21 protein-coding genes and 1 other RNA gene are annotated in these 19,845 nt (G+C 62.2%); 11 read left to right on the top strand and 11 right to left on the bottom strand.

From position 1 onward, the window contains the following. The gene (locus QQL76_RS08745) at nucleotides 1-897 is read left to right on the top strand and encodes an NAD-dependent epimerase/dehydratase family protein (RefSeq protein WP_499207295.1); all 897 of its coding nucleotides are present in this window, start codon (nucleotides 1-3) and stop codon (nucleotides 895-897) included. A gap of 15 nt (nucleotides 898-912) precedes the next feature. Here QQL76_RS08745 and QQL76_RS08740 read toward each other — a convergent pair whose 3' ends face one another. The 4 genes from QQL76_RS08740 to ruvC all read right to left on the bottom strand — a co-directional run bounded on the left by QQL76_RS08740 (nucleotide 913) and on the right by ruvC (nucleotide 3,558). Then, a complete protein-coding gene (locus QQL76_RS08740) occupies nucleotides 913-1,233 on the bottom strand; it encodes a hypothetical protein (RefSeq protein WP_404862782.1) in 321 nt (106 codons plus the stop codon). A gap of 59 nt (nucleotides 1,234-1,292) precedes the next feature. After that, entirely contained in the window at nucleotides 1,293-2,333 is a 1,041-nt protein-coding gene (ruvB, locus tag QQL76_RS08735) for a Holliday junction branch migration DNA helicase RuvB (RefSeq protein ID WP_499207294.1), read from the bottom strand. A 78-nt stretch (nucleotides 2,334-2,411) separates the two neighbouring features. After that, nucleotides 2,412-3,026, bottom strand: coding sequence for a Holliday junction ATP-dependent DNA helicase RuvA (ruvA, locus tag QQL76_RS08730; protein WP_499207293.1), 615 nt, complete (start codon nucleotides 3,024-3,026; stop codon nucleotides 2,412-2,414). 19 nt (nucleotides 3,027-3,045) lie between these two features. Beyond that, a complete protein-coding gene (gene ruvC, locus QQL76_RS08725; RefSeq protein ID WP_499207292.1) occupies nucleotides 3,046-3,558 on the bottom strand; it encodes a crossover junction endodeoxyribonuclease RuvC in 513 nt (170 codons plus the stop codon). Between the two features lie 169 nt (nucleotides 3,559-3,727). On the opposite strand from ruvC, the gene QQL76_RS08720 reads away from it, so the two are divergent. Next, nucleotides 3,728-4,732, top strand: coding sequence for an LLM class flavin-dependent oxidoreductase (locus tag QQL76_RS08720; protein WP_499207291.1), 1,005 nt, complete (start codon nucleotides 3,728-3,730; stop codon nucleotides 4,730-4,732). A 122-nt stretch (nucleotides 4,733-4,854) separates the two neighbouring features. Further along, nucleotides 4,855-5,535 carry an SH3 domain-containing protein gene (locus tag QQL76_RS08715; RefSeq protein WP_499207290.1) on the top strand — a complete coding sequence of 227 codons (681 nt, stop codon included), beginning with the start codon at nucleotides 4,855-4,857 and terminating at the stop codon, nucleotides 5,533-5,535. Between the two features lie 80 nt (nucleotides 5,536-5,615). On the opposite strand, the gene QQL76_RS08710 is transcribed toward QQL76_RS08715, so the two are convergent. After that, nucleotides 5,616-6,362, bottom strand: coding sequence for a YebC/PmpR family DNA-binding transcriptional regulator (locus QQL76_RS08710; RefSeq protein ID WP_499207289.1), 747 nt, complete (start codon nucleotides 6,360-6,362; stop codon nucleotides 5,616-5,618). A gap of 219 nt (nucleotides 6,363-6,581) precedes the next feature. Between QQL76_RS08710 and QQL76_RS08705 the strand changes: the two genes are divergently transcribed. Both QQL76_RS08705 and QQL76_RS08700 read left to right on the top strand, forming a co-directional pair. Continuing rightward, nucleotides 6,582-7,421, top strand: a complete 840-nt coding sequence (locus QQL76_RS08705; RefSeq protein ID WP_499207288.1) for an MBL fold metallo-hydrolase — start codon at nucleotides 6,582-6,584, stop codon at nucleotides 7,419-7,421. Between the two features lie 65 nt (nucleotides 7,422-7,486). Then, a complete protein-coding gene (locus tag QQL76_RS08700; protein ID WP_126011784.1) occupies nucleotides 7,487-7,984 on the top strand; it encodes a pyridoxamine 5'-phosphate oxidase family protein in 498 nt (165 codons plus the stop codon). 111 nt (nucleotides 7,985-8,095) lie between these two features. Here the strand turns inward: QQL76_RS08700 and QQL76_RS08695 are convergent, their stop codons facing one another. The 3 genes from QQL76_RS08695 to QQL76_RS08685 form a co-directional block, all read right to left on the bottom strand. Next, nucleotides 8,096-8,863 carry a TerC family protein gene (locus QQL76_RS08695; RefSeq protein WP_499207287.1) on the bottom strand — a complete coding sequence of 256 codons (768 nt, stop codon included), beginning with the start codon at nucleotides 8,861-8,863 and terminating at the stop codon, nucleotides 8,096-8,098. A gap of 77 nt (nucleotides 8,864-8,940) precedes the next feature. Then, nucleotides 8,941-9,768, bottom strand: a complete 828-nt coding sequence (locus tag QQL76_RS08690) for a TIGR00282 family metallophosphoesterase (protein WP_499207286.1) — start codon at nucleotides 9,766-9,768, stop codon at nucleotides 8,941-8,943. Between the two features lie 9 nt (nucleotides 9,769-9,777). Next, nucleotides 9,778-10,371 (bottom strand): 5-formyltetrahydrofolate cyclo-ligase, encoded by a 594-nt coding sequence (locus QQL76_RS08685; RefSeq protein WP_499207285.1) that lies wholly within the window; start codon nucleotides 10,369-10,371, stop codon nucleotides 9,778-9,780. 230 nt (nucleotides 10,372-10,601) lie between these two features. Between QQL76_RS08685 and QQL76_RS08680 the strand changes: the two genes are divergently transcribed. Further along, the gene (locus tag QQL76_RS08680; protein WP_499207284.1) at nucleotides 10,602-10,811 is read left to right on the top strand and encodes a helix-turn-helix domain-containing protein; all 210 of its coding nucleotides are present in this window, start codon (nucleotides 10,602-10,604) and stop codon (nucleotides 10,809-10,811) included. Between the two features lie 25 nt (nucleotides 10,812-10,836). Here the strand turns inward: QQL76_RS08680 and ssrS are convergent. From ssrS to QQL76_RS08665, 3 genes are all read right to left on the bottom strand, one after another. Next, nucleotides 10,837-10,993, bottom strand: a non-coding RNA gene (gene ssrS, locus QQL76_RS08675) — 6S RNA. A gap of 73 nt (nucleotides 10,994-11,066) precedes the next feature. Next, nucleotides 11,067-11,426, bottom strand: a complete 360-nt coding sequence (locus tag QQL76_RS08670; protein WP_499207283.1) for a cell division protein ZapA — start codon at nucleotides 11,424-11,426, stop codon at nucleotides 11,067-11,069. A gap of 64 nt (nucleotides 11,427-11,490) precedes the next feature. Beyond that, the gene (locus QQL76_RS08665; RefSeq protein ID WP_126011793.1) at nucleotides 11,491-11,763 is read right to left on the bottom strand and encodes a DUF4164 domain-containing protein; all 273 of its coding nucleotides are present in this window, start codon (nucleotides 11,761-11,763) and stop codon (nucleotides 11,491-11,493) included. A gap of 314 nt (nucleotides 11,764-12,077) precedes the next feature. On the opposite strand from QQL76_RS08665, the gene tkt reads away from it, so the two are divergent. From tkt to QQL76_RS08640, 5 genes are all read left to right on the top strand, one after another. Further along, on the top strand, nucleotides 12,078-14,069 hold the full coding sequence (gene tkt, locus QQL76_RS08660) for a transketolase family protein (protein ID WP_499207282.1): 1,992 nt from the start codon (nucleotides 12,078-12,080) through the stop codon (nucleotides 14,067-14,069). A 66-nt stretch (nucleotides 14,070-14,135) separates the two neighbouring features. Then, nucleotides 14,136-15,137 carry a type I glyceraldehyde-3-phosphate dehydrogenase gene (gap, locus tag QQL76_RS08655; protein ID WP_499207281.1) on the top strand — a complete coding sequence of 334 codons (1,002 nt, stop codon included), beginning with the start codon at nucleotides 14,136-14,138 and terminating at the stop codon, nucleotides 15,135-15,137. 377 nt (nucleotides 15,138-15,514) lie between these two features. Beyond that, complete coding sequence (locus QQL76_RS08650; RefSeq protein WP_499207280.1) at nucleotides 15,515-17,428, top strand: potassium/proton antiporter; 1,914 nt, start codon at nucleotides 15,515-15,517, stop codon at nucleotides 17,426-17,428. A 79-nt stretch (nucleotides 17,429-17,507) separates the two neighbouring features. Next, nucleotides 17,508-18,704 carry a phosphoglycerate kinase gene (locus QQL76_RS08645; RefSeq protein WP_499208339.1) on the top strand — a complete coding sequence of 399 codons (1,197 nt, stop codon included), beginning with the start codon at nucleotides 17,508-17,510 and terminating at the stop codon, nucleotides 18,702-18,704. A 115-nt stretch (nucleotides 18,705-18,819) separates the two neighbouring features. Next, on the top strand, nucleotides 18,820-19,845 hold the full coding sequence (locus tag QQL76_RS08640) for a fructose-bisphosphate aldolase (RefSeq protein ID WP_499207279.1): 1,026 nt from the start codon (nucleotides 18,820-18,822) through the stop codon (nucleotides 19,843-19,845).

The following is a 19,845-nucleotide window of genomic DNA, read 5'->3' as shown; positions in this document are numbered from 1 at the left end:
ATGCGTGTACTGGTGGCCGGCGGCACGGGGTATGTCGGGCGCTTCATCGTCGAAGCAATGCTGCGAGAGGGCTTCGCAGTCATCGTCGCCGGCCGGCAACCGCCGCGGTCCGATCTCTTCAGTGAGCCAGTTGCCTTTAGGCCGCTCGACCTCGATCCCGATACCGACCAAACCGCCCTCCTCGAGGGCGTTGACTGGCTGGTGCATGGCGCGTTCGATCATGTTGCGGGCAAGTATCGGGGCGGCGAAGGCGATGATCCAGCACGGTTCATCCGGCTCAACCGGGAGGGCAGCATTGCGCTTTTAAAGGCGGCGAAGGCCCATGGCGTGCGCCGCGCCCTCTTTCTTTCGAGCCGTGCCGTCTACGGGCCACAGGGCCGACCAACAGTGCTGACGGAAGAAACTCCCGCCAAGCCCGATACGCTTTATGGCCAGGTCAAGCTCGATGTAGAGCGCGTGCTGTCCGATCTCGCTTCGGAAGACTTTGTCGCAGCAAGCCTCAGGGTGACAGGCGTCTATGGCGCCCACCGCGCTGGTGCGGACCACAAATGGCAGAGGCTGTTTGCGGATTTTGTCACCGGTCGCAGCATTGCCCCGCGCATTGCCACCGAGGTGCATGGGGATGATGTCACGCAGGCCGCGTTGCTGCTTCTTCGACACGAAAGTGCCGGCAGCGTCGCGGGGCGGTCCTTCAATGTGTCGGACATCCTTCTCGACCAACGCGATCTGCTCGCTCGCGTGGCCGCGCGTCTCGATCTTGGAATCGAACCGCCGCCGCCCGGCGATCCGGCAAGCATCGATGTCATGGATTGCGCCGCGATCAAGGGGCTCGGCTGGCAGCCGGGTGGTTTAGCAAAGCTCGATACCGTTCTTCCGGACCTTCTGCGGAAGCTCTGAACCAGCGGTCCCTTTTCAGGCGTCGAGCGCCTTCTTTTCCTTCTCCGCCCAGTCCTTGCCGGCCTCGCCACCCCAAAGAAGCCAGGCGACGTAGCCTGCCGAAGGGTTGTCGTCATCGCCGAAATTCTTCGCACGCTTGTCCACCTTGTGGCGGGCGAAATAGCTGGCCATGCGCTTTACGGTGTCGGCCGAAAGCGACTTGCGGTTCTTGAGGTCGCGGGCGCGGGCAACACCGACGTCGGTCCCGCCGCGCTTGAATTTTGCGCGAAGGTCGAGACCCTTTTCGGCTGCATCCGCCACCGCCTTCGGCGGTACATGATCGGTTGTCTTCGCCATATGATGCTCCTTCATCCTGATCTTGGAGCATCAACTCAAAGGCGCGAAAAAGCGTTCCGTCAGTCCTCGTCGAACTGAATGCGGAACTGTGTCGCCTCCAGGTCTTTCGGTGCGTTGAGACCAAGGTGCTTCCAGGCGTTGGCGGTCAGGACGCGGCCACGCGGCGTGCGCTGGATGAAGCCCTGCTGGATCAAATAGGGTTCGATGATGTCCTCGATTGCATCGCGCGGCTCGGACAGGCCGGCGGCAATCGTCTCGATGCCCACCGGGCCGCCACCGAAGTTCTTGGCAATCATGAAGAGATAACGCCGGTCGAGCTGATCGAGGCCGAGCGCATCCACTTCGAGGCGCGTCAGCGCCTCGTCGGCAACCTTGCGGTCCACGGCTTCAGCGCGCGCGACTTCAGCGAAATCGCGCACTCGGCGCAGCAGCCTGCCGGCGATACGCGGCGTGCCACGGGCGCGGCGGGCGACTTCCAGCGCGCCATCCTCGGTCATCGGCAAGCCCATGATGCGGGCGCCGCGCCGGACAATGCTTTCGAGTTCCGGCACCGTATAGAAGTTGAGCCGCACCGGAATGCCGAAGCGGTCGCGCAGCGGCGTGGTCAACAGGCCGAGCCGGGTAGTCGCTGCCACGAGGGTGAACTTGGCGAGATCGATCTTGACCGAGCGAGCGGCCGGACCTTCGCCGATGATGAGATCGAGCTGGAAGTCCTCCATAGCCGGATAGAGAATTTCTTCCACCGCCGGGCTCAAACGATGGATTTCGTCGATGAAGAGAACATCGCGCTCTTCGAGATTGGTCAGAAGAGCAGCGAGATCGCCGGCCTTGGCAATAACGGGGCCGGACGTCGCGCGAAAATTGACGCCGAGTTCTTTCGCCATGATCTGCGCGAGCGTCGTCTTGCCGAGACCGGGCGGGCCGACGAAGAGCACGTGATCCAACGCCTCGCCGCGCGCCTTGGCAGCCTCGATGAAGATCTTGAGGTTCGCGCGCGCTTCTGCCTGGCCGGTGAAATCATCAAGCGTCTGCGGCCGCAGCGACGCCTCCGCATCCTCGCCACGCTTTTCCGGGTCGATCAGACGAGCGGGATCACTCATGGGCGTTGGCCAAGGTCGGTAAATGGGTCATGCCGTCGGTGTAGTCCAGCCGCCCCGCGCCCGCAATCGCACCGCAGCTCACCGTGCCAGTTCCTTCAGCCCCAGCCGGATGAGCTTGGCGCTGTCGGCGTCTTCGCCGGCAGTCCTTACCGCGGCGGCGACGGCGCTGGCAGCCTGGTCGCGGGAATAGCCGAGATTGGTGAGCGCGGAGACTGCATCCGAGATGGGTGCGGAGGCGACGCCTTCGCCGAGCTCCTGCTTGAAACCGATCGCGCCCGCGGCATCGCCGGCGAAGGCCGGCGCCTTCGCTTTCAGTTCCGTGACGATGCGCAAGGCAACCTTGGGGCCGATGCCGGGTGCACGCGCCACGGTCGCTTTATCCTGTAGCGCAATGGCATTGGTGAGCTCAGATGCCGTAAGCGTCGTCAGGACCGCAAGCGCGACCTTGGAGCCGACGCCCTGTACGCTTTGCAGCAGGCGGAACCATTCGCGCTCCAACGTACTCAGGAAACCATAGAGCCGAAATACGTCCTCGCGCACATAGGTCTCGATATGGAGGATCACGGCTTCGCCGACAGTCAGTTTCGACAATGTGCGGCCGGAGCAGTAGGCGACGTAGCCGACGCCATGCACGTCGACGACAACATGGTCCTCGCCGATTTCGTCCACCGTGCCTTTCAGTTTTCCGATCATGGAACAGCTATCCGGTTCTCTAAGCGCTCGCGAGCCTCAACCGGCCGGCAGCGCTTTGGCGATGATGGGCGTGGCAGATGGCGATGGCGATGGCGTCCGCGGCATCGTCGGTGTCGAATGTCGCCTTTGGCAGCAGCACCTTCACCATCATGTGGATCTGCGCCTTGTCGCCGTGGCCGACACCGATCACCGTCTTCTTGACCGCGTTGGGCGCGTATTCGGCGACCGGCAGCCCGGCAAGCGCCGGCACCAGCATGACGACGCCGCGCGCCTGGCCGAGCTTCAGGGTCGCGACGGCATCCTTGTTGACGAAAGTCTGCTCGACGGCCGCCTCGTCCGGCTTTAGCTCATGCAGCTTGGCAGCAAGGCCTTCATGCAGTTGCTTGAGGCGGGTCGCGAGATCGCATTTCTCGTCGGACCTTATCGTGCCCGATCCCACGAAGCGCAGCGAGTTGCCGAGCGCATCGACCATCGCCCAGCCGGTACGGCGAAGGCCCGGATCGATACCCATGATGCGAATCGTCTGGTGCATGCGAGAAACCCTAGCTGCTGATGCCCTTTACTGCCACGCATCTCGTGAACAAAAGAGAAACAAACTGGAGATCGAAACGTGGACGTCGATCGACGATGGTGGCGGTGGCGGATCGCAGCACCTAAATTCCCTTCAACGCACACATGCTTCCGCTGTCAAAGGACCAGTCATGGTACCCCTTTCCATTCTCGATCTTTCTCCCATCGCCGAAAACCAGACGCCGGCCGATGCGCTGAAAGGCTCCTTGACGCTTGCCCAGAAAGCCGAGGCGCTCGGCTATAATCGCTTCTGGCTTGCCGAACATCACAATATGCACGGTATTGCGTCCGCCGCGACGGCCGTCGTGATCGGTCATGTCGCCGGTGGAACGAAGACGATCCGCGTCGGCTCGGGCGGCGTCATGCTGCCGAACCACTCCCCGCTCGTGATCGCCGAACAGTTCGGCACGCTGGAGGCTCTCTATCCCGGCCGCATCGATTTGGGGCTTGGCCGTGCGCCCGGCACCGACGGTCTGACCGCACGGGCATTGCGCCGCAACCTGGATGCCGGCGCGGAGAATTTTCCGAACGACGTCGTGGAGCTGATGACGTTGCTCGGACCTGCGCAGCCCGGCCAGCGCGTGCATGCGGTGCCTGGAGAGAACTCGAACGTGCCGATCTGGCTCTTGGGCTCCAGCCTCTATTCCGCACAACTCGCCGCCATGCTCGGCCTGCCCTTCGCCTTCGCGTCGCATTTCGCGCCGGACTCGCTGATGCAGGCGCTTTCCATCTACCGCGAGAAGTTCCAGCCCTCCGCCGTGCTCGACAAGCCCTATGCCATGGCCGGCGTCATGGCCGCACCTGCCGAAACCGACGAGGAAGGCGCGTTCCTCTTTACCTCGGCGCAGCAGCAATTCGTCAATCTGCGGCGCGGCACGCCGGGACGGACACCGAAGCCGGTGCACTCGATGGACGACATCTGGACCGCGCACGAAAAGATCGGCATCGAGCACACTTTCCAGTATGCGCTCGTCGGTTCGCCCGACACGGTGCGCGAAAAGACCGATCGGTTCCTTGAACTGACCCAAGTGGACGAACTGATCGTCTCCCTGCCGATCTACGATCTCGACAAGCGGCTGCGGGGCGTCGAAATCCTGGCCGGAATGCGCGACCAGATGGCGAAGCACGCTGCCTGAACGTCGATGAATGCCATATGAACCGGCGGTCCATCCTTGGTTCAGGATGGGCCCGCTAAATCTCTCTCCATGCTTCGCCCCTGAACGCATCGAAGAGCCGAAATGGCCGCAAGGAGAGTGAGATGAAAAAGTTCGTAATCGCCGCAGCTGCATCGCTGGCCGCACTGGTAGCTCTGCCCAGCATCGCGTCCGCAGCGCCAGGCTTTGTCACGACCAATCTGAACGTGCGGTCAGGCCCCGGCACCCAATATCCCGCCGTCACGGTCTTTCCGGCCGGCGCCCGCGTCGACGTCATCGGCTGCACGGCTGGCCCCGGCTGGTGCGATGTGCAGGGCGGCGGCGTGCGCGGCTGGGTTTCCGCCAGCTACCTCGACCTCGCCTATGACAATCGCCGTGTCCGCGCGCCGAGCTATGTCGCACGCATCGGCATTCCGACGGTGACGTTCTCGATCGGCAATTACTGGGACCGCCACTACCGCGGCCAGGGCTTCTACCGTGACCGCGGCCGTTACGAAGGCCGCCCGGTCGTCGTCCGTCCCAACCGGCCGGGCCGCCCAGTGATCGTGCAGCCTGATCGCCCCGGTCGTCCCGTCGTCGGCAACCAGGGCCGTCCCGATCGGTTCGAACGCCGCGAAGACCGTCGCGACTTCCGCCAGGATGCACGCGAAGATCGCCGCGAGTTCCGCCAGGAGATGCGCGAAGATCGTCGGGAATTCCGCCAGGAGCGGCGTGAAGAGCGCCGTGAGAACCGCGCCGAACGCCGGGATGATCGCCAGGAGCGCCGGGAATTCCGGCAATTCTGATCGGCAGTTGACAGAGATGACCAAAAAAGCCCGCATCGGTCTCCCGATGCGGGCTTTTTTCATTTCATTGACAAAAAGGTTCAGGCCGACAGCTTGGCCATGACCTCGTCTGAAATCTCGAAATTGGCATAGACGTTCTGAACGTCGTCGTCATCGTCGAGCACATCGATGAGCTTCATCACCGACACGGCCTTTTCCTCGTCGACAGGCGTCGAGGTCTGGGGCTTCCAGATCGCCTTGACGGACTCGGCTTCACCCAGCTTTTCTTCGAGCGCCTTCGACACTTCACCGATGTCCTCGAAGGCGCAGATCACGACGTGGCCGTTCTCGTCGGAGACCACGTCCTCGGCACCTGCTTCGATCGCCGCTTCCATCACCGTGTCGGCATCGCCGGCCGCTGGCTTGTAGACGATTTCGCCGACGCGGTTGAAGCTGAAGGCAACGGAGCCGGTTTCGCCGAGCGCGCCGCCGGATTTGGTGAACGCCGCGCGCACGTTCGATGCGGTGCGGTTGCGGTTGTCGGTCAGCGCCTCAACGATCAGCGCAACGCCGCCCGGGCCGTAGCCTTCGTAACGAATTTCTTCGTAGTTCTCGGCGTCGCCACCGGATGCCTTCTTGATGGCACGCTCGATGTTGTCCTTGGGCATGGACTGCGCCTTGGCGTTCTGGATCGCCAGCCGCAGGCGCGGGTTCATCGCCGGATCCGGCAGACCGCCTTTTGCTGCCACCGTGATTTCGCGCGCGAGCTTGGAGAACATCTTGGAGCGCACCGCGTCCTGGCGGCCCTTGCGGTGCATGATGTTCTTGAACTGTGAATGGCCTGCCATGTCGCCTCGCCTTGTTCTTTGTCTGTCGCCCCGCCGCTGGCATCGTGGACCGGGCTTTGCCGCGCTTATAGAAAAAGCGCCGCCCGTCGTCCAGAACCTCCAATCGCGTTGTCACGTCTTCGATCGCATTCACGATGCCGTGACCGTTGCGATGGCCGGTGGACGTTCGTCCGTTTGCCCGTAGTCTGGTCCTCCAGGCACTTCAGCTGAGGGCAGGTCATGATGACGAACGTGCTTTCGATGTCTGTCGCGGCGAGCCTTCTCGCCTCAGCGTTCCTCATCTCGCCCGCCATCGCACAGGAACAAATGGCGGTGAGCCAGTGCCAGGCGGTTGCGACGCGGCTTCCAGCAGCGCAGTTCACCAGCCTCGATGGTGCGGACAGTTTTCTCACCCTTGTCCAGTCGTCTGCCGAGGAGGTGCGGATCACCTTCGTTGCCCATTCCACCTATCTGATCGGAACGCCCGGCGGCGTGTCGATCGCCACGGATTTCAACGGTTATGCGGGCGCGGCGGCAACCCCGACGGTGGTGACGATGAACAAGGCCCATTCCGGCCACTACACCGCCAGTCCCGACCCGGCCATCGAGCATGTGCTGCGGGGCTGGAACCCGGAAGGCGGAGCGGCCGACCACGATCTCGTGGTGGGTGACACCTATATCCGCAACGTGACCACCGATATTCGCGCGGGCTATGAGGGGATGGAGGCGGATGGAAACTCCATCTTCATCTTCGAGGTCGCCGGCCTCTGCATCGGCCACCTCGGCCACCTGCATCACGCACTCACCGACGAGCATTACGGAGAAATCGGCCGGCTCGACATCGTGATGGTGCCGACCGATGGCGGACTGACCATGGGTGCGGAAGAGATGAGCCAGGTTGTGCGGCGGCTGCGCTCATCGCTCGTCCTGCCAATGCACAGGATGGGACCATCGCTCAGCGCCTTCATCGAACTGATGGGAGAAGACTGGGCAAGAGAGTATGTCGCCGAAACGGGCATCACAGTCTCGCTGCGCAGCTTGCCGGAACGGCCGACCGTGATGATCCTTCAAGGCATGTGAGCGGAACCGGCTTTCCGCCCCGGCGTTTGGTTGGGTAATTCCAACAACAGAAGCCGGAGCGCTCAATGGCCGATCTCAAGAAAGCAGAAACCGATCCGAAGACCCAGCTCTTTGACGAAATCGACGATCTTCACGCCGGCATGCTGGGTGTCGACGGGTCAGGCTTGCACATGCAACCGATGGCTCCGCAGCTTGACCGCAACACCAACTCGATCTGGTTCTTCACAAAGAGCGATACGGATCTGGTGCAGGCGATCACTGCGGGAGCGCACGCGCATTTCTGTGTTGTCGGTAAGGACCACGACTATCACGCCTGCGTTTCTGGACCGATCAGCGTCAACCTCGATCCGGCGAAGCGCGACGAATACTGGAACAGCGTCGTCGAAGCCTGGTTCGATGGCGGGAAGGATGATCCGAAGCTGACGATGCTGCAAATGAAGCTCGTCGACGGCAAGATCTGGGCTTCCACCGACAGCAAGATCAAGTTCGGCTGGGAAATCGCCAAGGCGAACCTCACCGACGACATGCCGCATGTGGGCGTGACGAAGGACGTTCGGTTCTGATCGCCTGAGGCTTCGATACGAAGCACACAATGCAAAAGGGGCTGGTCCACGGACCAGCCCCTTTTTTGTGCTTGGAAATGGCAGCGCCCCGACCCGGGCGCTGCCGAGGCTTCAATGAGCGGCCGGTGCGCCGGCTGCATTCTTGCGCTGGCGGGCGCGGCGGGCCAGCATGTTGAGCGCCTCGACGATGCCCGAGAAGGCCATGGCGGCGTAGATGTAGCCCTTGGGCACATGGAAGCCGAGGCCTTCGGCGATCAACGTCATGCCGATCATCAGCAGGAACGACAGTGCGAGCATGACGATCGTCGGGTTGTTGCCGATGAAGCGCGATAGCGGATTGGCCGCCAACAACATGACGGTCACGGCGCCAACGACGGCAATCACCATGATCGGCACCTCGTCCGTCATGCCGACGGCGGTGATGATCGAGTCGACCGAGAAGACGAGGTCGAGCAGCAGGATCTGAACGATCACGCCGGAGAAGGTCACCGTCGCGGCCTTGCCGATCATGTTGTCCTTGGAGTCCTCCACGTCCACCGTGTGGTGGATTTCCTTCGTGGCCTTCCAAACGAGGAAGAGACCGCCGACGAGCAGGATGATGTCACGCCATGAGAAGTCCTGGCCGAAGGCGGAGAATACCGGTTCGGTCAACTGCACGATGAAGCTGACGAGTGACAGAAGGCCGAGACGAAGAACGAGCGCGAGAAGGATGCCGATGCGCCGTGCCCGCTCGCGCTGGCCCTCGGGCAGTTTGTTGGACAAAATAGAAATGAAAATCAGATTGTCGATGCCGAGAACGATTTCCATGACAAGGAGCGTCGCAAGCGCCACCCATGCCGCAGGATCGTTCATGAAAGAGAACCAGTCAGCCATTGGCATATCCGTTCTTGATAATGGCGTGAGGAAATGAAATCGAAGTTGATACCTTAATCAACGCTCATGAACGAGAGATGCGTTCAAGCGTTCCAAAAGGATGGGACGGATTCCGCCAGGCGCGGCCCGAGGCGCAGCGGCGCCACTTTCTCGGCCAGTCCGGTGCGATCAGAGATTTCCACGGCCACACCGCAGATCGTGGCCTCCCCTGCCGCAGCCTCGAAGCGACCCTTGGGCATCTTGGAGAGGAACCGGTTGAGCGGCTCTTCCTTGTCCATACCAAGCGAGGAATCGTAGTCCCCGCACATGCCGGCGTCCGACATATAGGCCGTGCCGCCATTGAGTATCTGGCAATCGGCCGTCGGCACATGGGTGTGCGTGCCGACGACGAGGCTTGCCCGTCCGTCGACGAAATGGCCGAAGCACTGCTTTTCGCTGGTCGCTTCCGCGTGGAAATCAAAAATGACCGCGTCGGCCTGCTCGCCGAGCGGACATGCCGAAAGGATCGCCTCGGCTGCCTGGAACGGGTCGTCCAGGTCCGGATGCATGAAGACGCGGCCCATGATGTTGGAGACGAGGACCTGGGCTCCATTGCGGGCCTGGTAGAGATTGGCGCCGCGGCCCGGCGTTCCGGCGGGGAAATTGGCAGGGCGAAGAAACCGCTCCTGGCGCTCGCAAAATTCGATGGCTTCGCGCTGATCCCAGACGTGGTTGCCGGTCGTCATGACGTCGGCGCCAGCCTGCAGCGTCTGCAGAAGGATTTCCTCCGTCACGCCGAAGCCACCGGCCGCGTTCTCGCCGTTGACGATGACGAAATCGAGCCGGAAATCCGAAATCAGTGCGGGAAGTCGATCATAGACGGCCGTGCGCCCGCTGCGCCCGACCATGTCGCCAAGGAAGAGAAGCCTCATGGACCGCCTCTATACCTGAGGCTTCGCGGCGTGCAAGCCGGTCTCGGTGAGGATGGCTTCGAGCGGAACATCATGCGGCTCGTCCGGCACCCGGTCGACCCGCTGGCTGTCGAAGGCGATGCCGATCAGGCGCGGCTTCAGCCCCTTTTCATGCAATCTTGCGATCGCGCGGTCATAATGACCGGCACCGTAACCGAGCCGATGGCCCCTGCTGTCGAACGCTGCCAGCGGCACGAGCATGACGTTCGGATCGAGCACTTCGGCATCCGGGCCGGGACCGACGGTGCCGAACCCGGTGTCCACCAGTGGTGCGTTGCGCAATAATTCGCGAAAGACGATTTCTTCGCGGCTGAGGATCGCCGGCACGCAAATGCGTGCGCCGCGATCGCGCAGATCCGCCATGAGTGGACGAATGTCGACTTCAGAGCGAATGGGCGAAAAACCCGACACGATTGCGCCGCTTGGCAGATCGATCAAAGTCCGACCGAGGTCGGCGATCGCGATGCTGGCTTCGATGCGTTCTTCGATCGACATGGCATCCCGGCGTGCCAGCGCCTGTCGTCGCAAATCAGCCTTGTCCGCAGCGCCCGCGTTCATGCCCATGTCGCCTGATCCTCACGTCTTAATTTCCGTCGATGCGGGGTCATCTTGCAACCATAGGGGGATGGCCGGCCAGACTTTCCGTTCTGATAAGTCGACATCGCTAAAACACAATGCAAATTGAGCGCCGTCGGGCAGCACAATTTTCAGCCGACGCCGCTTTTTATGCGCGTCGGACGCTTCCGGCATCTTCACTTGCCGGGGCGTCGGGGGCAGCGGAGACTGGTGAGGGAATGCTTTCGGACATTGAAGCGGGCTATCTGAGCCGCATTGCGCGCGGCCAGACGGCAGAGGACATTGCTGCAGAAGAAGGGATATCGGTGCAGGTCGTTCAGGATGCGCTGAGTGCAGCGGAAACGAAGCTGGGTGCGCTGAACCTGATGGACGCCGTGACCAAGGCGGCCCGACTGGGACTACTCAAGGATGACAGCAGCCTTCCTTGAAGCAACGTCAGTGCTGGAAAGAAAAGTGCGATCCACGGCGACCGATGGAGTTTTACGATCCCGGGTACCTACAAAGTAGGTGGGTGCCGTATAACCGAACCCACGGGTCCAGTCAGGGACAGCTCCCTTGGATCGCGTATGGCCCCGGGGAATGTTGTTCCTGTCGAGAAGCGCAGACCGCATTCTCAATATATGTCGAGCCGGTGCCTTTAGCCAGTGGCTCTCACCATCGCGAGCTCACATAAATATCCTGCCTCAGCGGGCCGTCAGGCGCTCCGAAAGCTTCTCGACATGATCGGTCACTTCGTTCAAGGCGAGCGCCAGCTGGTGGTCGGCGGTTTCCGACCGGGCGAGTGCCGCGTCGCGGGATTTGCGCAGGGTTTCGAGCTCGCCGCGCAGGGATTGGATCGTGCGCTCGTTCTCGGACAGTTCGTCCATCACCATGATCGCCGACATGACGGTGAGCCGCAGGTCGCCGATTTCGCCGAACTGGTGCTTGAGGTGCGAAACGTACCGATCGAACCGCGTCGCGAGGGTTGTCAGGTGTTCTTCCTGGCCCTCCTCGCATGCCATGCGATAAGCCTTGCCGTCGATATTGACCGTCACCTGTGACATTGCCGAGGCCCTTTCGTCCGGCTGTCACTGCCGCGCAAGGGCAAGCGACTGGCCAATACCGCATTCATCGGTCGAGAACCGCCCGGATGGTTTCCATCGATGTGACCAAACGGCGGGACACTTCGCGATTGGCTTCTTCCAACCGGTTCGCGCGGTCCTCGGCCTTGTCGAGGTCTTGCGCCAGACGGGACCGGTCGGCGTTCATGCGGGCAACTTCCGCCTCGGCGGCGCCGAAATCCTGTTCGTGTTCGAAACGATGCTCGATGGCATCATCCAAACCTGCCAGCGCCCGCCGCAGTCGTTCCAACGCTGCACCAACCTCGGACTCGCTCGTCATGGCTCCCCACACTCCGCAACGCCCGGACGCTTCGAATCATAGCGGCTCCCGACGTTTAGGCCTTGGAGTTTAGGCGTCGTGCCAACCGAGCGTCAATCAAGGGACGTGACGTTCTCCCCTGCAATTCCAATCCTCTAACCGCAATTCACGCCCAACTTCATTCCGGACTTTCCCTTCCGCCTCCAACCGACAAGCAGCGTTGGGCGGGCGCCGACCGCTGTCTGGCCGCAGTTTGATTGACTCAAGACCGCCAACTGCTATGTGTCACGCGCCTTCGGGGGAGCCCGCTTTTTCGTCAACGAAGCAGAGAACCAATGACCTCACGCGACAAGCACAACAGCATGGCCAATGCGATCCGCTTTCTTTCGATCGATGCGGTCGAGAAAGCCAATTCCGGTCACCCCGGATTGCCCATGGGCGCAGCCGATATCGCGACGGTTTTATTTACCCGCTATCTCTCGTTTGATCCGAAGAACCCGAACTGGCCCGACCGTGACCGGTTCGTTCTTTCGGCCGGACACGGCTCGATGCTGCTTTATTCGCTGCTCTATCTGACCGGCTACGAAGACATCGACATCTCCGATATCGAGAATTTCCGTCAGATGGGCTCGCCGACTGCCGGCCACCCGGAATACGGCCATGCGGCCGGCATCGAGACGACGACCGGGCCGCTTGGCCAGGGTCTCGCCAATGCCGTGGGCATGGCAATCGCCGAGCGCAAGCTCGAAGCCGAATTCGGTTCCGATCTTCAGGATCACTACACCTACGCGCTGGTCGGCGATGGCTGCCTCATGGAAGGCATCAGCCAGGAAGCCATTTCGCTTGCCGGTCACCTCAAGCTGAACAAGCTGATCGTGCTTTGGGATGACAACGGCATCTCGATCGACGGCGCGATCAGCATTTCCGACTCCACCGACCAGATCAAACGCTTCGCTGCGTCCGGCTGGCACACGCTTGCCGTCGACGGTCATGATCCCGAAGCGATCGGCCGCGCCATCGAAGAGGCGCAGAAGAGCGAGCGCCCGACCTTTATCGCCTGCAAGACGACGATCGGGTACGGCTCGCCCAACAAGGCCGGCAGCTCCAAGGCGCACGGTTCGCCGCTCGGCGCAGATGAGATCGCGCTGACCCGCACGCAGCTTGGCTGGAGTGATGAGCCCTTCGTCGTTCCGTCAGAAATCCTCGATGCCTGGCGCCTCGCCGGTCTGCGTTCCAACAAGGAGCGCAAGGCGTGGGAAGATCGTCTTGCTGGAAAAGACGCCGAGATCCGCTCCACCTTCGAGCGCCGTTTCCGCGGCGAGCTGGCAGGCGCGTTCGAACCGGCGATCGAGGCCTACAAGAAGAAGCTCGTCACCGACAAGCCGAAGGTCGCGACCCGCAAGGCATCCGAAATGGTGCTGGAAGTGATCAATGGCGCCCTGCCGGAAACACTTGGCGGTTCGGCCGACCTCACCGGTTCGAACAACACGAAGACCAGCCAGACCCAGCCGATCACACCGGACGACTTCTCCGGCCGCTATCTGCATTACGGCATCCGCGAGCACGGCATGGCTTCGGCCATGAACGGCATCGCGCTGCATGGCGGCCTCATCCCTTATGGCGGCACGTTCCTCGTGTTCTCCGACTATTCGCGCCCGGCGATCCGCCTTGCGGCTCTGATGGGTATCCGCGTCATCCATGTGCTGACCCACGATTCGATCGGCCTTGGCGAAGACGGTCCGACCCATCAGCCGGTCGAGCATGTCGCGGCACTGCGTGCGATCCCCAATTTCCAGATGTTCCGTCCAGCCGATGCGGTCGAGACGGCGGAATGCTGGCAGTTGGCGCTTGAAAGCGAGAACAAGCCGTCTGGCCTTGCGCTCACCCGCCAGAACCTGCCGACCGTTCGCAACGACCATGTCGAGGACAATCTCTGCTCGTTCGGCGCCTACGACCTCGCTCCGGCATCGGATGCGGACGTGACGATCTTCGCTTCGGGCTCGGAAGTCGAAATCGCGCTGGAAGCCAAGGCACGGCTGGATGGCATGGGTCACGCAACGCGCGTCGTGTCCGTGCCCTGCTTCGAGCTCTTCGAAGAGCAGACCGAAGAGTACCGCTCTGCGATCATCGGCCGGTCCAAGGTAAAAGTCGCCGTGGAAGCTGGCATTCGGCAGGGCTGGGATGCGTTCATCGGTTCCGACGGCATCTTCATCGGGATGAATGGCTTCGGTGCTTCGGGTCCCTATCAGGAACTTTACAAGCATTTCGGCATCACGGCCGATGCGATCGTCGCAGCGGCCGAAGCCCGGCTTCACGGCGATCACTAAGCCAGCATCGCCGGCCAGTTACGAAGGCCCGTTTCCAATCGGGCTTCAAGCGGAAGAGGAAATGTCATGACAGTGAAAGTCGCCATCAACGGTTTCGGACGGATCGGCCGCAACGTCCTGCGGGCCATCGTCGAGTCGGGCCGCACCGATATCGAAGTCGTTGCCATCAACGATCTCGGCCCGGTCGAAACCAACGCGCATCTGGTGCGCTACGACAGTGTGCACGGCCGTTTCCCGGGCACCGTGACGGTCAATGGCGACACGATCGATGTCGGCCGCGGCCCGATCAAGGTAACGGCGGTCCGCGATCCCAAGGACCTGCCTTGGGGCGATGTCGACATCGCCTTGGAGTGCACGGGCATCTTCACCGATCGCGACAAGGCGGCACTGCATCTGCAGAACGGATCCAAGCGCGTGCTCGTCTCCGCGCCGGCTTCGGGTGCCGACAAGACGATCGTCTACGGCGTCAACCATGATGCGCTGACGAAGGACGACCTCGTCGTCTCCAACGCATCCTGCACGACGAACTGCCTCTCCCCGGTTGCCTACGTCCTCGACAAGGCCATCGGCATCGAGAAGGGCTTCATGACCACGATCCACTCCTATACGGGGGATCAGCCGACGCTCGACACGATGCACAAGGATCTCTACCGCGCCCGCGCGGCAGCGCTCTCGATGATCCCGACCTCGACCGGCGCCGCAAAGGCCGTCGGCCTCGTCCTGCCTGAACTCAACGGAAAGCTCGATGGCGTTGCGATCCGCGTGCCGACGCCGAATGTCTCGGTGGTGGATCTGACCTTCATCGCCAAGCGCGCGACGTCGGTTCAGGAAATCAACGACGCGATCCGCAGCGCCGCCGATGGCGAACTGAAGGGCATTCTCGGCTACACCGACGAGCCGCTCGTTTCGACCGACTTCAACCATGACCCGCATTCGTCGGTCTTCCACATGGACCAGACGAAGGTGATGGAAGGCACGATGTGCCGCATCCTGACCTGGTACGACAACGAGTGGGGCTTCTCCAATCGTATGTCGGACACGGCCGTTGCCATGGGCAAGCTCATCTGAGCCGAGCAAGGCCCGCCCGGCAGAGCCAGATATGTCAAAAGTTATAGAAAACGAAGCGCCCGACCTTTTCTCGGGCGTTTCGCGTTCTTAAATTGGGTTGGTGACCTGCCAGTTCAGTCAGGCTCGCTTTCCACCAATATGAGGGACTGTCGCATCGCAATCGACGCCTTCGGCAACAGCACCGGGCCGCAATCTCGGCCACAGCGATTGCACCGAAGATAGACAAAGCGTTTCGATCCAAAGCGCTGCCATGCAGCGTCTTCCTCACGTGGTTCCGAGCCGTGCTGACGGCCCTGGACCGTTTCCCGTCAAGCGGAGCCCAGCGTCGTTTCCCGGCCGGTCCATGAATTGGTTGACCAGGCTGGAGACCCGAACGCATGATGCTTGAAGCGATGTATCTCGTAATCCTTATCGGGACGCTTCTTGTTCTCATATCAGCCTTTTCGAGCCTTCTTGCCTTTCGCTTCGGCGCACCGCTCCTGTTGCTCTTCCTCTGCATCGGTCTTGCAGCAGGCGTCGACGGCCTCGGCATCAATTTCAGCAATGCATCGGCTGCCTATTTCATCGGCTCGCTGGCGCTGGCGATCATCCTGTTCGACTCCGGTTTCGGAACGTCGATCCAGTCCTTCAGGCAAGCGGCCGCGCCGGCGATTGCGCTGGCGACCATCGGAGTGGTTCTAACGACGCTGTTCTTTGCGCTCGCCGCCCGTTTCGTCTTCGACTTCGGCTGGCTGGAAGCGCTGCTTTTCGGCGCGATCGTCGGCTCGACGGACGCAGCCGCCGTCTTCTTCCTGCTGCGCATCGGCGGCATCAATATCCGCGACAAGGTCCGCTCTACGCTGGAGATCGAATCCAGCTCCAACGACCCTATGGCGATCTTCCTCACCATCACGCTGGTCCAACTGATCGCCAACGGAACACCGCTTAGTGAAATGGGCGTCGATCTGCTGATCAGCTTCGGCCTGCAGATGGGCGTCGGGCTGCTTGCCGGCTTCATCGGCGGCATGATCATCGTCAGCCTCGTCAACCGCCTCAATCTGGAGCGCGGACTGACGCCGATCTTCGTCATCGCCTTGTCGCTGCTCGTCTTTTCTGCAACCGGCGTTGCCGGCGGCTCGGGCTTCCTCGCCGTCTATGTGGCGGGTCTCTATGCGGGCAATCGGCAGATCCGGTCGGCGCCGACGTTGAAACGCTTTCAGGACGGCATGACGTGGCTGGCGCAGATCCTCATGTTCCTGCTTCTGGGACTTTTGGCCACGCCGTCGCAGTTTCCAGCCATCGCGGTGCCGGCGATCGCCATGGCGGTTTTCCTGATCTTCATCGCCCGGCCGCTCGCGGTGTGGCTCACGCTTCTGCCCTTCGACTACAAGCGGGAGGAGACAGCATTCGTCTCATGGGTGGGACTGCGGGGCGCGGTCTCGATCCTGCTCGCGATCCTGCCGCTGCTTGGCAACCTCGAGAACGCCACGACCTTCTTCAACGCCGCCTTCATCATCGTCTTGGTGTCGCTCATCGTGCAAGGCTGGACCATCAATCCCCTCGCCCGCCGGCTCGGGCTCGTGGTTCCGGCGCGGATCGGCCCGGTCGACAAGGTCGAGCTTGAGCTGCCGGGTACCGCGCTGCACGAGCTTCTCGCCTATCGCGTCGTGCCGGACAGCCCCGTGGCGACCGGCGAGCGCATCCCGCGTTGGGCGAGACCGTCGCTCGTCATCCGCGATGGCAAGTCCATGCGCTATCAATATGCCGGCCGCCTGCAGGCGGGTGACTATGTCTATCTCTTCATCTCGTCGCGCTATCCCCGCCTGCTCGACCGGCTCTTCGCCAGCCCATTGCCGGTGCAATCCGACGATGCGGAATTCTTCGGCGAGTTCTCGATCGATCCGCAGCGCCCCGCCAAGGACCTGCATGCTGCCTACGACATCGGGCTGGCGAAGGATGAGCTGGAACTCAGCATCGATGCGTTGCTGACGAAGAGGCTTGGAGGCAAGGCCGAGTTCGGTGACCGTGTGGTGCTCAAGAATGTCGAGATCATCGTGCGCGATGTGGACGATCAGGGCCGGATCACGAGCGCCGGCCTCTCGCTCGATCCCGACAGCAACCGGCCGAACATCCCCGTCTTTCTTTCGGCCCGTGAGATCGCGGCGCATTTGCGCCAGCGCGTAAAGCGCAGGCAGCCGCCGCCCAAGACACCGCTCGGCCCGCCGCCCTCATCGTTGGCGCCTGCGACGGACTCGACGGACGATCAGGAGCCGCAACCCGCTCCCGGCGAGAAGCAGTCGGCAAGCGATTAGCATTGGGCGGTCCATGGTCCGACTTGCGTCAGCGCAGGGCATTTGTATTGTCTCCCGCGCCACACAAGGGGAATTCATGATGCCGGCTTTTCGCACTCTCGACGATCTCACCGATGTTTCGGGCAAACGCGCTCTGGTCCGGGTGGATCTCAACGTGCCGATGGAAAACGGCTATGTCAGCGACATGACCCGGATCGAACGGGTGCTGCCGACGATCGAGGAACTGTCCGGCAAAGGTGCCAAGGTCATCCTGCTTGCGCATTTCGGCCGCCCGAAGGGCAAGCGGGTGGACGACATGTCCCTGGCCCCTGTCGCCCGCGCTTTGGAAGAGGCGCTGGACCACGACGTGGTCTTTGCCACCGATTGCATCGGCGACGCGATGCAGAAGGCCATCGCAAAGATGGCCAATGGCGACATCATGCTGATGGAGAATACCCGCTTCTACGCCGGCGAGGAAGCCAATGATCCGGCATTCACGGACGAACTTGCCGCTCTCGGCGACATCTACGTGAATGACGCCTTCTCGGCTGCCCATCGGGCGCATGCCTCCACCGAGGGCCTAGCCCGGCGTCTACCCGCCTATGCGGGACGGACGATGGAAGCGGAGCTGAAGGCGCTCGAAAAGGGTCTCGGCAATCCGGAAAAGCCGGTCGTGGCGATCGTCGGCGGCGCCAAGGTGTCGACGAAGCTCGATCTCCTGATGAACCTCGTGAAAAAGGTCGACGCGCTTGTCATCGGCGGCGGCATGGCCAACACCTTCCTCGCGGCGCGCGGCACCGATGTCGGCAAATCGCTCTGCGAGCACGATCTCGCGGCGACAGCCAAGCAGATCATGATCGAGGCCGCTTCCGCCGGCTGCGCAATCGTCCTGCCCGTCGATGCCGTGGTCGCGCGCGAGTTCAAGGCCGGCGCCGCAAGCGAGACCGTGGACATCGCCAATGTGCCAGCCGACGCGATGATCCTCGACGTGGGTCCGCGCTCGGTCGAGGCGATCGATGGCTGGATCGACCGGGCGAAGACGCTCGTCTGGAACGGCCCGCTCGGCGCGTTCGAGATCGAGCCATTCCACAAGGCTACGGTCGCCGCGGCACGCCATGCCGCCGAACGTACGCGAGATGGCAATCTGGTGTCGGTCGCCGGCGGAGGCGATACCGTTGCGGCGCTGAACCAAGCGGACGTGACCGACGACTTCACCTATGTGTCGACGGCCGGCGGGGCCTTTCTGGAGTGGATGGAAGGGAAGGACCTGCCCGGAGTTTCGGCACTCAAAGTTTGAAGCCAACTTTTAAACGATTGAATTTTTTTCAATCGTTTAAGGCGTTTCGGGTGTCATTTCCTCGTCGGAACTAGTCTGCTAACGGCTTAGCCAATTCGAACAGGAGACGTCTGGAATGGTTGAAAAGCTTCAGGATATTGCGGCTGCAATGGTGGCTCGGGGCAAGGGCATTCTTGCTGCGGACGAGTCGTCGGGCACCATCAAGAAGCGGTTCGACACGATCGGCCTCACCTCCACTGAAGATGCGCGCCGCGATTACCGCGAGATGCTGTTCCGCGCCGAACCGGCGATGAGCCAGCGCATCTCGGGCGTTATCCTCTACGATGAAACACTGCGCCAGAAGGCTGCCGACGGCACGTCGCTCGTCGAACTCATCCGCAATGCGGGTGCGGTGCCCGGCATCAAGGTCGACATGGGTGCCAAGCCGCTGGCCGGCTATCCGGGCGAAACGGTCACCGAGGGCCTCGACGGCCTGCGCGAGCGGCTCGCCGAATACTACGAACTCGGCGCGCGCTTTGCCAAATGGCGCGGCGTGATCTCGATCTCCAACGACCTGCCTACGAAAGGCGCCATCCACGCGAACGCCCATGCGCTCGCCCGCTATGCTGCGCTCTGCCAGGAAGCCGGCATCGTGCCAATCGTCGAGCCGGAGATCCTGATGGACGGCACGCCGGGCGACCATTCGATCGATCGCTGCTACGAGGTGACCGACGCGGTGCTGAAAGCCGTGTTTGCGGAACTCGACCTCGCACGCGTCGCGCTCGACGGCATGGTGCTGAAGCCCAACATGGTCATCGACGGCAAGAACGCCCGTAAAGCCTCCGTCGAGGAAGTCGCCGAGAAGACCGTGAAGTGCCTCAAGGCCAATGTGCCGAGCGACGTCGCCGGCATTGCCTTCCTATCGGGCGGCCAGTCGGACGAAGAGGCAACCGCGCATCTGTCGGCGATGAATGCCAGCCAGGATCTGCCTTGGCCGGTGACCTTCTCCTACGGTCGCGCCCTGCAGGCGGCCGCACTGAAGGCTTGGGGCGGACGCTCCGAAAACGTCGCTGCCGGTCAGCGCGCGTTCAGCCACCGCGCCGAGATGAATGGGCTCGCCGCGATCGGCAACTGGAAGCGTGAGCTGGAAACGGCGGCCTGA

Origin of the sequence: Rhizobium albus, from assembly GCA_030160035.1 — a bacterium.
In the GTDB taxonomy this organism is placed as follows: domain Bacteria; phylum Pseudomonadota; class Alphaproteobacteria; order Rhizobiales; family Rhizobiaceae; genus Georhizobium; species Georhizobium albus.
This window is presented reverse-complemented; position numbering and strand designations above follow the sequence as displayed.

What these genes read in the sequence shown, in the direction of transcription:
- QQL76_RS08720 (WP_499207291.1), top strand. Translation starts at nt 3,728, where the DNA reads ATGGTACCCCTTTCCATTCTCGATCTTTCTCCCATCGCCGAAAACCAG.
- ruvC (WP_499207292.1), bottom strand. Translation starts at nt 3,558, where the DNA reads ATGCACCAGACGATTCGCATCATGGGTATCGATCCGGGCCTTCGCCGT.
- QQL76_RS08640 (WP_499207279.1), top strand. Translation starts at nt 18,820, where the DNA reads ATGGTTGAAAAGCTTCAGGATATTGCGGCTGCAATGGTGGCTCGGGGC.
- QQL76_RS08705 (WP_499207288.1), top strand. Translation starts at nt 6,582, where the DNA reads ATGATGACGAACGTGCTTTCGATGTCTGTCGCGGCGAGCCTTCTCGCC.
- QQL76_RS08665 (WP_126011793.1), bottom strand. Translation starts at nt 11,763, where the DNA reads ATGACGAGCGAGTCCGAGGTTGGTGCAGCGTTGGAACGACTGCGGCGG.
- QQL76_RS08685 (WP_499207285.1), bottom strand. Translation starts at nt 10,371, where the DNA reads ATGGGCATGAACGCGGGCGCTGCGGACAAGGCTGATTTGCGACGACAG.
- QQL76_RS08695 (WP_499207287.1), bottom strand. Translation starts at nt 8,863, where the DNA reads ATGCCAATGGCTGACTGGTTCTCTTTCATGAACGATCCTGCGGCATGG.
- QQL76_RS08710 (WP_499207289.1), bottom strand. Translation starts at nt 6,362, where the DNA reads ATGGCAGGCCATTCACAGTTCAAGAACATCATGCACCGCAAGGGCCGC.
- QQL76_RS08645 (WP_499208339.1), top strand. Translation starts at nt 17,508, where the DNA reads ATGCCGGCTTTTCGCACTCTCGACGATCTCACCGATGTTTCGGGCAAA.
- QQL76_RS08690 (WP_499207286.1), bottom strand. Translation starts at nt 9,768, where the DNA reads ATGAGGCTTCTCTTCCTTGGCGACATGGTCGGGCGCAGCGGGCGCACG.
- QQL76_RS08650 (WP_499207280.1), top strand. Translation starts at nt 15,515, where the DNA reads ATGATGCTTGAAGCGATGTATCTCGTAATCCTTATCGGGACGCTTCTT.
- QQL76_RS08745 (WP_499207295.1), top strand. Translation starts at nt 1, where the DNA reads ATGCGTGTACTGGTGGCCGGCGGCACGGGGTATGTCGGGCGCTTCATC.
- QQL76_RS08740 (WP_404862782.1), bottom strand. Translation starts at nt 1,233, where the DNA reads ATGGCGAAGACAACCGATCATGTACCGCCGAAGGCGGTGGCGGATGCA.
- QQL76_RS08680 (WP_499207284.1), top strand. Translation starts at nt 10,602, where the DNA reads ATGCTTTCGGACATTGAAGCGGGCTATCTGAGCCGCATTGCGCGCGGC.
- QQL76_RS08715 (WP_499207290.1), top strand. Translation starts at nt 4,855, where the DNA reads ATGAAAAAGTTCGTAATCGCCGCAGCTGCATCGCTGGCCGCACTGGTA.
- QQL76_RS08700 (WP_126011784.1), top strand. Translation starts at nt 7,487, where the DNA reads ATGGCCGATCTCAAGAAAGCAGAAACCGATCCGAAGACCCAGCTCTTT.
- ruvB (WP_499207294.1), bottom strand. Translation starts at nt 2,333, where the DNA reads ATGAGTGATCCCGCTCGTCTGATCGACCCGGAAAAGCGTGGCGAGGAT.
- ruvA (WP_499207293.1), bottom strand. Translation starts at nt 3,026, where the DNA reads ATGATCGGAAAACTGAAAGGCACGGTGGACGAAATCGGCGAGGACCAT.
- gap (WP_499207281.1), top strand. Translation starts at nt 14,136, where the DNA reads ATGACAGTGAAAGTCGCCATCAACGGTTTCGGACGGATCGGCCGCAAC.
- QQL76_RS08670 (WP_499207283.1), bottom strand. Translation starts at nt 11,426, where the DNA reads ATGTCACAGGTGACGGTCAATATCGACGGCAAGGCTTATCGCATGGCA.
- tkt (WP_499207282.1), top strand. Translation starts at nt 12,078, where the DNA reads ATGACCTCACGCGACAAGCACAACAGCATGGCCAATGCGATCCGCTTT.